At 63.4% G+C, this 14255-nt stretch carries 11 protein-coding genes and 1 tRNA gene; 9 read left to right on the plus strand and 3 right to left on the minus strand.

All coding sequences use genetic code 11. The features are described 5' to 3' along the window. Together RA20_RS23760 and RA20_RS23765 are read left to right on the plus strand one after the other, a co-directional pair. A partial coding sequence (locus RA20_RS23760) for a COG4223 family protein (RefSeq protein ID WP_039135112.1) occupies nt 1-1104 on the plus strand: 1104 nt, incomplete at its 5' end. A 10-nt stretch (nt 1105-1114) separates the two neighbouring features. Beyond that, complete coding sequence (locus tag RA20_RS23765; protein ID WP_039135114.1) at nt 1115-2590, plus strand: heme biosynthesis protein HemY; 1476 nt, start codon at nt 1115-1117, stop codon at nt 2588-2590. A 137-nt stretch (nt 2591-2727) separates the two neighbouring features. Here RA20_RS23765 and RA20_RS23770 read toward each other — a convergent pair. Then, a tRNA-Leu gene (locus tag RA20_RS23770) sits at nt 2728-2814 on the minus strand. A gap of 88 nt (nt 2815-2902) precedes the next feature. After that, entirely contained in the window at nt 2903-3313 is a 411-nt protein-coding gene (locus RA20_RS23775; protein ID WP_039135116.1) for a globin, read from the minus strand. Nucleotides 3314-3543: 230 nt separating this feature from the next. On the opposite strand from RA20_RS23775, the gene RA20_RS23780 reads away from it, so the two are divergent. Next, nucleotides 3544-4536, plus strand: coding sequence for a complex I NDUFA9 subunit family protein (locus tag RA20_RS23780; RefSeq protein ID WP_039135139.1), 993 nt, complete (start codon nt 3544-3546; stop codon nt 4534-4536). A 60-nt stretch (nt 4537-4596) separates the two neighbouring features. On the opposite strand, the gene RA20_RS23785 is transcribed toward RA20_RS23780, so the two are convergent. Next, entirely contained in the window at nt 4597-5400 is an 804-nt protein-coding gene (locus RA20_RS23785) for an undecaprenyl-diphosphate phosphatase (protein ID WP_039135118.1), read from the minus strand. A gap of 241 nt (nt 5401-5641) precedes the next feature. On the opposite strand from RA20_RS23785, the gene RA20_RS23790 reads away from it, so the two are divergent. The 6 genes from RA20_RS23790 (at nt 5642) to fzlA (ending at nt 14199) form a co-directional block, all read left to right on the plus strand. Beyond that, nucleotides 5642-7081, plus strand: a complete 1440-nt coding sequence (locus tag RA20_RS23790; protein ID WP_039135121.1) for an NAD(P)-dependent oxidoreductase — start codon at nt 5642-5644, stop codon at nt 7079-7081. Between the two features lie 104 nt (nt 7082-7185). Then, a complete protein-coding gene (locus tag RA20_RS23795) occupies nt 7186-7650 on the plus strand; it encodes a hypothetical protein (RefSeq protein ID WP_039135125.1) in 465 nt (154 codons plus the stop codon). Nucleotides 7651-7665: 15 nt separating this feature from the next. Then, nucleotides 7666-8100 carry a GFA family protein gene (locus RA20_RS23800; protein WP_039135128.1) on the plus strand — a complete coding sequence of 145 codons (435 nt, stop codon included), beginning with the start codon at nt 7666-7668 and terminating at the stop codon, nt 8098-8100. Then, a complete protein-coding gene (gltB, locus tag RA20_RS23805) occupies nt 8097-12629 on the plus strand; it encodes a glutamate synthase large subunit (RefSeq protein ID WP_039135131.1) in 4533 nt (1510 codons plus the stop codon). The genes RA20_RS23800 and gltB overlap by 4 nt, the downstream gene beginning before the upstream one ends. Nucleotides 12630-12729: 100 nt before the next feature. Continuing rightward, complete coding sequence (gene mtgA / locus RA20_RS23810; protein WP_039135134.1) at nt 12730-13467, plus strand: monofunctional biosynthetic peptidoglycan transglycosylase; 738 nt, start codon at nt 12730-12732, stop codon at nt 13465-13467. 66 nt (nt 13468-13533) lie between these two features. Beyond that, complete coding sequence (fzlA, locus tag RA20_RS23815; RefSeq protein WP_019297524.1) at nt 13534-14199, plus strand: FtsZ-binding protein FzlA; 666 nt, start codon at nt 13534-13536, stop codon at nt 14197-14199. Nucleotides 14200-14255 lie beyond the last annotated feature (56 nt).

Consider the following 14255-nt stretch of genomic DNA (forward strand, 5'->3'; position numbering starts at 1 on the left):
GAGACCGAGACCGAGACCGAAGTGGCTGCCGCAGAGGATGCGGCGGTTGAAGAGGCGCTTGCCGATCTGGCTGAGACAGGTGTTGCTGCTGAGCCGGCGCGCGAGGTTGAGCGCATTGTCGAAAAACGCGGCGGATTCGGCTCTGCGGTTCTGGGCGGCGCTGTGGCGGCAGTTATTGGCTTTGTGGCCGGCCAGGGCGGCTGGCTCGATTCTGTTTTGCCCGCAGGCCTGAAAGGCAGCAGCGTGGATCTGACTGCGCTGGAAACCGGCCAATCCGATCTGGAGGCCGCTGTGGCAGCCTTGAAGCAGCAGGTCGAGGCCAATCAGGCCCCGGATCTGGCACCGCTCACGGCCCGCGTTGATGCTCTGGCGGGTGAAATTGAACCCTTGAAATCCGCGCAGGCTCCGGATGAGGCGCTGCAGTCCGGCCTGGATGCCTTGGCGGCCCGTGTTGCCGCATTGGAAACCCGCCCGCTGGAAGGCGCATCGCCCGAGGCAGTTGCTGCCTTTGAAGCCGAATTGAACAAGCTGCAGGACAGCCTGGCGGCACAGCGCTCGGAGGTCGAGCAAATGCTGGCCGAGGCGCAGGCGATGGATGCCGCAAGCACTGAGGCTGCACGTATTGCCAGCGCCCAGACCCAGCTGGCGCTGCTGCGCTCAGCGCTGGACAGCGGCAACAGCTATGCCGCCAATGCGCAAGAGCTTGCAGGTCTTGGCGTTGACCTGCCGGCGGCGCTGTCCGGTCCGGCCGAAAGCGGTGTCGCGACCCTGTCGGCGCTGCGTGACGGGTTCGCCCCGGCTGCGCGGGAAGCCCTGGCCTCGGCGCGGGAGGAAACTAAGGAAGGCGGCAGTCTGCTGGACTATGTGAACCGCCACCTGGGCGCACGCTCGGTAGAGCCGCGCGAAGGCGATGATCCGGATGCTGTCCTGTCACGGGCCGAGGCGGCGGTGGCCGCAGGCAAAGTGCAGGATGCGCTGGATGAGATCGCGGCGCTGCCCGAGGCGGCCCGCATGGCCCTGTCCAGCTGGGAAGCGGCCGCAAATGCACGGATGGCTGCCGTAACGGCCGCTGCCGATCTGGCTCAAAGCCTGCAAGCCAAATAAGGAAGCCGCTATGCTCTGGTCATTGTTGAAGATCCTCGTCTTTTTTGCGGTTATCGCGCTTCTGGCTTTTGGCGCCGGCCTGCTGATGGAAACGGCTGGCGGGGTGCAGGTTACCGTTGCCGGCACCGAGTACACGCTTGGCCCGCTGCAATCGGTCCTGGCGCTGGGCGTGCTGGTTGCTGCCGTCTGGGTGTTTTTCAAGCTGCTGGCCCTGCTGGCAGCCACCTGGCATTTCCTGAACGGGGATGAGACAGCCTTGTCGCGCTATTGGGACAAGGGGCGCGAGCGCAAAGGCTATCAGGCGCTGGCTGATGGGCTGATGGCGCTGGCCTCGGGCGAGGGGCGCCTGGCGCTGGCCAAGGCGGCACGGGCCGAGAAATACCTGCAAAAGCCTGAGCTGACCGACCTTCTGGTGGCCCAGGCTGCCGAGATGAGCGGCGACACCCATAAGGCGGCGGAAGCCTATAAACGGCTGCTGTCGGGCCAGACCACCCGCTTTGTCGGGGTGCGCGGGATCATGAAGCAGAAGCTGTCGGAAGGCGATACCGACACCGCCCGCCAGCTGGCTGAGAAGGCGCTGGCGCTGCGGCCCAAGCATGAGGAAGTGCAGGACACCCTGCTGCGCCTGCAGGCCCAGGCCGAGGATTGGGCCGGCGCCCGCAAGACACTGTCGACCAAGCTCAAGACCGGCACCCTGCCGCGCGATGTGTTCAAACGCCGCGACGCGGTGCTGGCGCTGTCTTCCTCCAAGGGGCTTTTGGATGAAAACGCATCGGTCGAGCAGCAGGAGCAGGCCATCGAGGCCAACCGCCTGTCGCCGGACCTGGTGCCGGCCGCGGCGATGGCGGCGCGCGCCTATATCGCCAAGGGCAAGAAACGTCCGGCGGTCCGCTTGCTGAAAAAGACTTGGGAAAGCCAGCCGCACCCAGACCTGGCCCATGCCTTTGCCGAGGTCGAGCCGGAGGAGAGTGCAGCAGAGCGCGTCAAACGGTTTGACCAGCTGGCCCGCCTGAAACCGCAGGATGACGAAACCCGGCTGGTGATGGCTGAGCTGAACATCGTGGCCGAAGATTTCCCCGAGGCCCGCCGCTGGCTGGGAGACATGGCGGACCGCGCGCCGGACGCCCGGGCGCTGACGCTGATGGCGGCCATCGAGCGCGGCGAAGGCGCGGATGACAAGATTGTGCAAGGCTGGCTGGCCAAGGCGCTGACCGCCCCGCGCGGCCCGCAGTGGGTCTGCGGCAACTGCAACCATATCCACGCGGATTGGGGGCCGGTCTGCGAGCATTGCACCAGCTTTGATACCCTGTCCTGGAAACGCCCGGAGACTCCGGAAGTAGCCAGCCTTGCCGCAGCGCACATGCTGCCGCTGATCACTGGTGCTCTGGAGGACAAGGCCGCGGCAACGGCGGAAGAGGCGGAGATTCTGGTAGCCGGAGAAGAGGCCGGGGCGGAACCGCAGGGCGCGGTCAAAGAACCCGGATAAAGCCCGGGTCCGCTTTTTGAAACAACCAGTGCGCGGCGGTGAAATCTGCCGCGCCTTTTCGTTTGAGGACAGGAAACAGCCATTCCGAAGCCGCAGATTGTACCGCGCCACTGCAAGGATATGGGTTTTTCGGGGAATGGTGCCCAGGAGAGGACTCGAACCTCCACGTCCATACGGACACTAGCACCTGAAGCTAGCGCGTCTACCAATTCCGCCACCTGGGCCGGTGTCGTGAGGAGGGCGTATAAGGCGGTTTGAAAGGGGCGTCAAACAGAAATCCGCCAGTGTGTGCCCGGTCTGAAAGCGAGCTGTTCAATCCCGGGTGAGGAAGTCCATTTTTGCTGCAACATATTCCAGAAACCCGGTCCATGCGTCCTGCGTGGCGCTGTTCCAGTCCGGCCCCAGCGTTTCGGCCAGTGCGCCGGTGAAACTGGTGATGAAGCCGTTGAAGTGAGTATCCGACACCCTAAGCTTGCGATGCTTCTCTCCCTGCATTTGCAACAATGCATCCAGCCGGCCGGAATCATCCAGTGCTTCGGCGATATGTGTCAGCGACGCCAGCAGTTTGTCCTCCTGCAGAGTCATGTCGTCGGCAAACAGCTGCCTGATGTCCGGGCAGGCAGCGAAGAACTTCTCGTAGAAGGCCGGGACAAAGGCCTCAAGATCCATCCGCTCGCTCTCGATGCTTTGCTGGATCAAAGCCTTGTCCTGTCCGCTCACCATTGAAACTGATCTCCTGCACCAAAACGGAAAACCCGCATCTCGCGTATATCAATTTACCTTACTTCAGCCTGGTTGAAGGCCGGGTTAACCAGCTCCTGTGTTTCAGGGGGCTCTGTTAACGGCTGGTGCAGTTTCTGCAGTCATTGTGGCGAAAAGCCCGTGTTTTGCGCCTTGTTTGGCAGCCATTGCGGCGCTAGAGCATAAGGGCAGCTAAATTCAGGAGCCAAATGATGTCCAAACTGGTCACGATCTATGGCGGATCCGGTTTTGTGGGCCGTTACATCGCCCGGCGCATGGCCAAGGAAGGCTGGCGGGTGCGGGTTGCGGTGCGCCGTCCCAACGAAGCCATGCATGTGAAGCCTTACGGCGTGCCGGGCCAGGTTGAGCCGGTGCTTTGCAATGTCCGCGACGACGATTCGGTGGCGGCGGTGATGCAGGGGGCCGATGCCGTGGTGAACTGCGTCGGTGTCCTGAACGAGCTGGGCAAGAATACTTTTGGCGCCATCCATGCCGAGGGCGCGGGCCGGATTGCCCGGATTGCCGCACAGCAGGGGATTGCAAACCTGGTGCATATCTCGGCTATCGGTGCCTCAGCGGAGGCCGCCAGCGAATACGCCCGTACCAAGGCTGCGGGCGAGGCTGCCGTGCAGCAGCATTTCCCGGCTGCGGTGATCCTGCGTCCGTCGGTGATCTTCGGGTCTGAGGATGGTTTCTTCAACCGCTTTGCCGGTATGGCCACCCTGTCGCCGGCGCTGCCGATCGCGGCGGGCGGCACCAGGTTCCAGCCGGTCTTTGCCGATGATGTGGCCAAAGCCGCGGTCAAGGGCGTGCTGGGCGAGGCCGCGGGCGGCATCTACGAGCTCGGCGGCCCCGAGGTGAAAAGCTTCCGCGCGCTGATGGAGCAGATGCTGGAGGTGATCCACCGCCGCCGTCTGATCCTGTCGCTGCCGCGGCCGGCTGCCTTTCTGGTGGCCTTCGGTTTTGACGTGCTGCAGTTTGCAAGCTTCCAGCTGATCGAAAACAAGATTCTGACCCGCGACCAGCTGCGCAGCCTGAAATCGGACAATGTGGTCTCGGACGGAGCCAAGGGTTTTGCCGATCTGGGCATCAGCCCGGTGACGGTTGGCTCGGTGCTGCCGGACTACCTGTGGAAGTTCCGCCCCTCTGGCCAGTATGACGAGATGACCAGCTCGGCCCGCAATCTGCGCAAGAACGGCGCCTGATCTGCAAACCGGACTGAAGTGCTGAAAGCGCGGGGGGCTGCCTCCGCGCTTTTTGTTTGCTTAGCTGTAGGCCACCGCCAGCAGGACAACGCCCAGGATCACCCGGTAGATCACATAGGGCGTGAAGCTGACTGAGCGCAGCAGCCGCATCATCAGGCTGAGCGCAGCCAGCGCCGACAGCATCGCGAGCAGCGCAGCAATACCTGCATCGCGCATCAGGGCGGTGTTGGCCTCTAGTGCCACCTCTGCCCCCAGCAGCACGCCGGAGGCGATGATGGTAGGGATCGACATCAGCATGGCAATGCGGGCGCCGTCTTCGCGGGTGTAGCCGAGCTGGCGGGCACCGGTGATGGTGATGCCTGAGCGCGAGGTGCCGGGGATCAGCGCCAGCGCCTGCCACAGCCCCATGATCAGCGCATCGCGCGGGCCCCAGTCCTGTGCCGCCTTCACTGTCGGGCCTTTCTGATCGGCCCAGTACAGCACCAGGCCAAAGCCCAGCATGGTCCAGCCGATCACCGCCATCGACCGCAAGGCATCGCTGAGCCCGGTGAAATGCAGTGCAGCGCCGGCCAGCACGGTGGGGATGGTGGCGATGATCAGCCCCATGGCGAGCCGCGACCCAGGCGTGTCGGTACGGCCGGTCAGCGCCCGCGGCAGGCCTGCCAGACCTTCGCGCACATCGCTCCAGAAATAGATCATCACGGCGGCCAGGGTGCCGACATGCACGGCAACGTCGATGACCTGGCCCTGATCCTCGAGACCGGTCAATCCGGGCAGCAGAATCAGGTGGCCGGAGGAAGAAACGGGCAGGAATTCGGTAACACCCTGGATCAGCGCAACCAGGATCAATTGAAAAAGCGGCATAAAACGAAGGTCCCATGGTGGCCGCAGACGGGCCGTAAACTGTCGCGACTCTGTATAAATCCCGGCCCTGAATTGGAAAGTCTCTATTTGAGGCCGATTCGGACCTAAAAATCCTGTACATTTCCGCGGGAGACGTTATCAGGAATGTAGCGCTGACAAAATAGGTCAGCAAAGTTGACATAAAGCGTGCCAGTACCTGCAAGGGTGCCTACGCAGCCAGACAAACGATGGAGTCCAGCCCGTGGCCAAGCAACCGATGCTGAAATTTGTGCAGATCGAACGCGACATGCCCCAAAAGCGTGCCGCCAGTGTGCGCAAGGAAGACTTCAACGAGATCTACGCCGAATACGCTGCGGCCAAGGCCGAAGAGCAGGCGAGCCGCTGCAGCCAGTGCGGCGTGCCCTACTGCCAGAGCCACTGCCCGCTGCACAACAACATCCCCGACTGGTTGCGCCTGACCGCAACCGGCCGTCTGGAAGAGGCTTATGCCACCAGCCAGGCCACCAACACTTTCCCGGAGATCTGCGGCCGTATCTGCCCGCAGGACCGCCTGTGCGAAGGCAACTGCGTGATCGAGCAATCGGGCCACGGCACCGTGACCATCGGCTCGGTCGAGAAATACATCACTGACACCGCCTGGGAAAACGGCTGGGTGAAACCCGCCGCACCGCTGGCCGAGCGCAGCGAAAGCGTTGGCATCATCGGGGCCGGCCCGGGCGGCCTGGCGGCGGCAGACATGCTGCGCAAGGCGGGTGTGCAGGTCACTGTTTATGACCGCTATGACCGTGCCGGCGGGCTGCTGATGTACGGTATCCCCAGCTTTAAGCTGGAAAAAGACGTGGTTGAGCGCCGCAACAAGCTGCTGGCCGACGGCGGCGTCACCTTTGTGCTGAACTGCAGCGTGGGCGAGGACATCTCTTTCGAGGAGATCCGCGGCAAGCATGACGCCGTGATCATCGCCACCGGTGTTTACAAGTCCCGCGATTTGGCGATGCCGGGCAGCGGCTCGGACGGCATCGTCAAGGCGATCGATTTCCTGTGCGCCTCGAACAAGAAGAGCTTTGGCGACGCGGTTGCTGAGTTCGACAATGGCGACCTGAATGCCGAAGGCAAGAAGGTTGTGGTGATCGGCGGCGGCGACACAGCGATGGATTGCGTCCGCACTTCGATCCGTCAGGGCGCGACCTCGGTCAAATGCCTCTACCGCCGCGACCGCGCCAACATGCCGGGCTCGCAGCGCGAAACCCAGAATGCTGAAGAAGAAGGCGTGATCTTCGAATGGCTGTCGGCGCCCAAGGGCTTCACCGATGAAGGCGGCAAAGTGTCCGGCGTGATGGTGCAGAAGATGCGTCTGGGCCAGCCGGATGCCTCGGGCCGCCAGGCGCCGGAAGTGATCGAAGGCGCGGATTATGTGGAACAGGCGGATCTGGTGATTAAAGCCCTGGGTTTCGAGCCGGAAGAGCTGCCCACCCTGTGGAACCAGCCGGAGCTGCCGGTGACCCGCTGGGGCACGGTGAAAGCCGCGTTCCAAACCGGTGCCACTGAGCTGGACGGCGTCTATGCAGTGGGCGATATCGTGCGCGGCGCCTCGCTGGTGGTCTGGGCAATAAAAGACGGCCGCGATTGCGCCGAAGCGATCCTGGAGAAGTTCAACAGCAAGGCAGCGGTGGCCGCGGAATAAGGCGGCACCCCGCGTACACCATCTGTGCACCCCCTGTGCAGCAGGCCGATGAACCTGAAGAAGAAAATGGTCAGTAAGTCTGACCTTCGAGTTGGGAGAAACCATTGACCAAGGTCATGCGGAAATCTGTGTGGGCAGCATGCGGTTTGCTGGCCGTAGCAGCCGCGAAACCGCTGATCGCGGGTGAGGCCGCCGTTGGGGATGTGTTTCTTTGCCATCCGGGCGGAGGACTGCCTCCTGTGGAGGTCGTTGTTGGCAAGCGGGAAACCTTGGGAGATGTGTTCGCGGGCGAACAGATGGATGCTGAGCTGGCGCATACCGAGTTGGTGCATGTTCAGATGCGCGGTGTCACGGATCGGCCCCTGCCGGAAGTGGGACACAGCCCGTTTCTTCTGGACGTGTTGCAAATGTGCGAAGCCGTGGCGGGCCGCAGTAGTGAAAGCCTGATCGGGGATTTCGAAGGCGGCTACGCAATGTGGAAAGAAGCGGCTCTCAATGACGGGGCTGGTTTCTTCACAGTCAATCCGGCGGATGCCTATTGGCAGATGCTCAGTGTGACTGGTCAGTAATCAAGGGGAACGAGTATGAGCGAGTTGAGGGGACAATGCCTGTGCGGCGCGGTGACCGTCACCGCCACGCCTGAGCGCGAGTCTGTTTCCGCCTGCCACTGCGAAATGTGCCAGCGCTGGGGCAGCGGCCCTTTCCTGAGCTTTCAGGCTGCGCCAGGCTATGCGGCGCTGGGCCCGGTGCAGACCTACCAGTCTTCAGGCTGGGCTGAGCGCGCGTTCTGCAGCAAGTGCGGCGCGTCACTGTGGTACCGGATGACCTCAGGAGAACATAAAGGCCAGACGCAGATGTCGGCTGGCCTGTTTGAAAACGCAGGCGGCAATGAACTGCGCCTGGAACTTTACATCGACAAAAAGCCAGAGGGCTATGCGTTCGACAGCGGCAGCCGGAAACTGACCGGCGCTGACGTCATCGACATGTTTGCCCCTTCCGGAGAAGGAATCAGCCAATGACCAAATATGATGCCGATTGGGTGCGGGCCGAGGAAGCCAAGCGCAAGTTTATGGCCGAGAACGGTCTCTATTCCGAGGAAGAAGAGCATTCTTCCTGCGGCGTGGGCCTGGTTGTTTCGGTCGACGGCAAGGCCAGCCGCAAGGTGGTTGAGGCCGGCATCGACGCGCTGAAGGCGATCTGGCACCGCGGCGCGGTGGATGCTGACGGCAAGACCGGCGACGGTGCAGGCATCCATGTGCAGATCCCGGTGCCCTTCTTCTATGACCAGATCCGCCGCACCGGCCACGAGCCGCGCCAGGACCAGCTGATGGCGGTGGGTCAGGTGTTCCTGCCGCGCACCGACTTTGGCGCGCAGGAGACCTGCCGGACCATCGTCGAGACCGAAATCCTGCGCATGGGCTATTTCATCTACGGCTGGCGCCATGTGCCGGTGGATGTGTCCTGCCTGGGCGAGAAGGCCAACGCAACCCGCCCTGAGATCGAGCAGATCCTGATCTCCAACTCCAAGGGCGTGGATGAGGAAACCTTTGAGCGCGAACTGTACGTGATCCGCCGCCGGATCGAGAAAGCCGCCGCGGCTGCCGGCATCGGCGAGCTGTATCTGGCGTCGCTCTCCTGCCGTTCGATCATCTACAAGGGCATGATGCTGGCCGAGCAGGTCGCGGTCTTCTACCCGGACCTGATGGACGAGCGTTTTGCCTCTGCCTTTGCGATCTACCACCAGCGCTACTCGACCAATACTTTCCCGCAGTGGTGGCTGGCGCAGCCGTTCCGCATGCTGGCCCATAACGGCGAGATCAACACGCTGAAGGGCAACCTGAACTGGATGAAGAGCCATGAGATCCGCATGGCGTCTGCGACCTTTGGCGACCATGCCGAGGACATTAAGCCGATCGTGCCGGGCGGTGCGTCGGACTCCGCGGCGCTGGATGGTGTGTTCGAGGTTCTGGTGCGCGCGGGCCGCTCGGCGCCGATGGCGAAAACCATGCTGGTGCCGGAAAGCTGGTCCAAGCAGGCGGTGGAGCTGCCGCAGGCCTGGCGCGATATGTACTCCTACTGCAACTCGGTGATGGAGCCCTGGGACGGCCCGGCTGCGCTGGCGATGACCGACGGCCGCTGGGTCTGCGCGGGCCTCGACCGCAACGGCCTGCGCCCGATGCGCTATGTCGTCACCGGGGACGGGCTGGTGATTGCCGGCTCCGAGGCCGGCATGGTGCCGATTGACGAAGCCACCGTGGTCGAAAAGGGCGCGCTGGGCCCGGGCCAGATGCTGGCCGTCGATATGCAGAAGGGCAAGCTCTACAACGATACCCAGATCAAGGACAAACTGGCGCGCGCGCTGCCGTTCGGCGACTGGGTCAAGCGGATCAACGATCTGGACGCGACCCTGGCCAGCGCCACCGAGCAGCCGCTGTTCAGCGGCGAGGAACTGCGCCGCCGCCAGATCGCGGCCGGCTACTCGATCGAGGAGCTGGAGCAGATCCTGGCGCCGATGGCCGAGGACGGCAAGGAATCGCTGGCCTCGATGGGCGATGACACCCCGTCGGCGGTTCTGTCGAAGATGTACCGCCCGCTGAGCCACTTCTTCCGCCAGAACTTCTCCCAGGTGACCAACCCGCCGATCGACAGCTTGCGCGAATACCGGGTGATGTCGCTGAAGACCCGGTTCGGCAACCTGAAGAACGTGCTAGACGAGGACAGCAGCCAGACCGAGATTATCGTGCTGGAAAGCCCCTTTGTCGGCAACGCCCAGTGGGACATGCTGATGGGCCAGCTGAATGCGCCCATGGCCGAGATCGACTGTACCTTTGAGCCGGGCCAGGGTGCGCTGAGCGCGGCGCTGGCGCGGGTCCGGGCCGAGGCTGAAGAAGCCGTGCGTTCCGGTGCCGGCCATATCGCGCTGACCGACCAGCACTCGGGCGAGGGCAAGGTGGCGATGCCGATGATCCTGGCCACCTCTGCCGTGCATTCGCATCTGACCCGCAAGGGGCTGCGCACCTTCTGCTCGCTGAACGTCCGTGCCGCCGAATGCATCGACCCGCATTACTTTGCGGTGCTGATCGGCTGCGGTGCCACCGTGGTGAATGCCTATCTGGCCGAGGATTCGCTGGCCGACCGTATCGAGCGCGGCCTGCTGGATGGCAGCCTAACCGAAAACGTTGCCCGCTACCGCGAAGCCATCGACCAGGGCCTGCTGAAAATCATGGCCAAGATGGGCATCTCGGTTGTCTCCTCCTACCGCGGCGGTCTGAACTTTGAGGCGGTGGGTCTGTCCCGCGCCATGTGTGCGGAATTCTTCCCGGGCATGACCTCGCGCATTTCCGGCATCGGTGTGACCGGTATCCAGACCAAGGTGGAGGAGATCCACGCTAAGGCCTGGAACACCACCGAGAACGTGCTGCCGATCGGCGGTTTCTACAAGGCGCGCAAATCGGGTGAGACCCACGCTTGGGAAGCCACTTCGATGCATATGATGCAGATGGCCTGCAACCGTGCCTCCTATGAGCTGTGGAAGCAGTATTCGGCCAAGATGCAGTCGAATCCGCCGATCCACCTGCGCGACCTGCTGCAGATCAAGCCGCTGGGTGACGCGGTGCCGATTGAAGAGGTGGAATCGATCACCTCGATCCGCAAGCGGTTCGTGACGCCGGGCATGTCCCTGGGCGCGCTGAGCCCCGAGGCGCATAAGACGCTGAACGTGGCGATGAACCGCATCGGCGCCAAGTCCGACTCGGGCGAGGGCGGCGAAGATCCGGCGCATTTCGTGCCGGAGCCGAACGGCGACAACCCCTCTGCGAAGATCAAGCAGGTGGCCTCGGGCCGCTTTGGCGTCACCGCGGAATACCTGAACCAGTGTGAAGAGCTGGAAATCAAAGTGGCCCAGGGCGCCAAGCCCGGCGAAGGCGGCCAGCTGCCGGGGATGAAGGTCACCGACCTGATTGCCCGCCTGCGCCATTCGACCAAGGGCGTGACCCTGATCTCGCCGCCGCCGCACCACGATATCTACTCGATCGAGGATCTGGCGCAGCTGATCTACGATCTCAAGCAGATCAACCCGCGCTGCAAGGTGACGGTGAAGCTGGTGGCCTCTTCCGGGGTTGGCACCATCGCTGCCGGCGTTGCCAAGGCAAAGGCCGACGTGATCCTGGTGTCCGGCCATAACGGCGGCACCGGCGCGTCGCCTGCGACCTCGATCAAATATGCGGGCCTGCCGTGGGAGATGGGTCTCACCGAGGCGCATCAGGTGCTGGCAATGAACAACCTGCGCGACCGGGTGACCCTGCGCACCGATGGCGGTCTGCGCACCGGCCGCGACATCGTCATGGCGGCAATGCTGGGCGCCGAGGAATACGGCATCGGCACCGCTGCCTTGATCGCAATGGGCTGCATCATGGTGCGCCAGTGCCAGTCGAACACCTGCCCGGTGGGCGTCTGCACCCAGGACGAATCCCTGCGCGCCAAATTCACCGGCAATGCGGACAAGGTGGTGAACCTGATCACCTTCTATGCCCAGGAAGTGCGCGAGATCCTCGCCGCCATCGGCGCCCGGTCGCTGGATGAGGTGATCGGCCGCGCAGACCTGCTGGCGCAGGTGTCGCGCGGCTCGGCGCATCTGGATGATCTGGACCTGAACCCGCTGCTGATCACCGTCGATGGTGCCGCGGACATCGTTTACGACCGCGAGCGCGGCCGCAACGAGGTGCCGGACACGCTGGACGCGGAGATCGTGCGCGACGCCGCCCGCTTCCTGCAGGACGGCGAGAAGATGCAGCTGTCTTATGCGATCCAGAACACCCACCGCACCGTGGGCACCCGCACCTCCAGCCATATCGTGCGCAACTTCGGCATGCGGAATTCCTTCCAGCCGGACCACCTGACCGTGAAGCTGCAAGGCTCGGCCGGCCAGGCGCTGGGTGCCTTTGCGGCACCGGGGCTGAAACTGGAGGTGTCGGGCGATGCCAACGACTATGTCGGCAAGGGCCTGTCGGGCGGCACCATCGTGGTGCGCCCGCCGCAGGTGAGCCCGCTGGTGGCCTCGGAAAACACCATCATCGGCAATACCGTGCTGTACGGTGCCACCGACGGCTACCTGTTTGCCGCAGGCCGTGCGGGCGAGCGCTTTGCGGTCCGCAACTCCGGCGCCAAAGTGGTGATCGAAGGCTGCGGTGCCTGCGGCTGCGAATACATGACTGGCGGTGTGGCTGTTATTCTCGGCTCGATCGGTGCCAACTTCGGCGCGGGCATGACCGGCGGCATGGCCTACCTCTATGACCCGGAGCGCAAGGCAGAGACCGTGATGAACATGGAATCGCTGGTGACCTGCCCGGTGACCGTGGCGCATTGGGAGGCTGAGCTGAAAGGCCTGATCGCCCGCCATCTGAACGAGACCGGCAGCCGCAAGGCGGCGGATATCCTGCAGAACTGGGACGTGGAAAAGGCGAACTTCCTGCAGGTCTGCCCGAAAGAGATGCTCGACAAGCTGGCGCATCCGGTGATCCAGGAGCAGGCAGCCGTTCCGGCCGAATAAGCCCGGATTAGAGACAGAAAAATGAACCCCGCAGGCAAATGCTTGCGGGGTTTTTCTTTTGGCGGTTGGTTCCTGGGGGTCCGCTGGCCTATAGAGGGGCATGGCCAAGGCAGTTGCAAAAAAGAAGAAAGCCAAGAGCAGTAAGAAGGCGGCGAAGGGAAAGCTTCAGCCGCTGCGCCGGCTGCGGCGCTGGCTGCTGAGGGCTGCGCTGGGCGCGGCCGCGTTTTTCATGTTCCTGGTGCTGCTCTATTCGGTGGTGAACCCGCCCATCACCCATACCATCTGGGTCGAACAGCGCCGTCTGGGCGAGGTGGACCGGATGTGGGTGCCGCTGGAGGAGATCTCGCCGGTGCTGGCGCGTTCGGTGGTGGCGGCGGAGGATGCGCAGTTCTGCCGCCACTGGGGGTTTGATGCCCGCGCCATTCAGGCGGCCATTGCCGCAGGCGGCGCCCGCGGCGGCTCGACAATTTCGCAGCAGGTGGTGAAGAATGTCTTCCTTTGGCAGGGCCGCAGCTGGCCCCGCAAAGTGCTGGAGACGCTGCTGACCCCGGTGGTGGAGATCGTCTGGAGCAAGCGGCGCATTCTGGAAGTCTATCTGAATGTGGCTGAGATGGATGAGGGCGTCTTTGGTGCCGAAGCCGCGGCGCGCAAGTATTTCGGGGTCGGCCCGGATGAGCTGAGCGCGCGCCAGGCGGCGCTGATCGCAGCGGTGCTGCCCAATCCCAAGGAGCGTTCCGCCCGCCGTCCCAGCAATTTCCTGCAGCGCCGGGCCACGCAGATCGCGGACGGGGCGGCCACCATCCGCGCAGATGGGCGTGCGGACTGTTTCGAGGATTGAATCTTTGCCCCGCCCAAGGCATTGCTGAAGTTCATGCTGTAACGTTTCCGGAGATCACCCCGAGCCATGGCGCGCCTGTACCACGTTCCCCTGTCCCCCTATTGCCGCAAGGTGCGGCTGTCGCTGGCGGAAAAGAAGATCGAGGTGGAGCTGGTCGAGGAACGCTACTGGGAGCAGGATCCGGATTTCCTGCGCCGCAACCCGGCCGCCAAGGTGCCGGTGATCCGGCTGGACGGCCAGATGATGGCCGAAAGCGCCGCGATTTGCGAATACCTGGAAGAAACCCGGCCCGAGCCGCCGCTGATGCCCAAGGATGCTGAAGGCCGGTACGAGGTGCGCCGCCTGGTCAGCTGGTTTGACGACAAGTTCCATCACGAGGTGACCTCGAAGCTTTTGTATGAGCGGGTGAACAAGAAAATCACCGGCGAGGGCTACCCGGACAGCCGCAACGTCAAGGCCGGCGCCAAGGCGATCAAATACCATCTGGACTACATGGCCTGGCTGCTGGATCACCGGCGCTGGCTGGCGGGGGATATGATGACGCTGGCGGATTTTGCCGCCGCCGCGCATTTGTCGTCGCTGGATTATATCTCGGATGTGGACTGGAACCGCTCGGCTGTGGTCAAGGACTGGTATGCTAAGATCAAGTCGCGGCCTGCATTCCGATCCATTCTGGCGGATCAGGTGCCGGGTTTCCGGCCGCCGCCGCATTACACTGACCTCGATTTCTGATAGACAAGAGCAGGGGCGCTGCCCCTCTTGAGCCAGAGGCTCAATTCACCCCGGGG

Origin of the sequence: Leisingera sp. ANG-Vp (genome assembly GCF_000813725.1) — a bacterium.
Taxonomy (GTDB): domain Bacteria; phylum Pseudomonadota; class Alphaproteobacteria; order Rhodobacterales; family Rhodobacteraceae; genus Leisingera.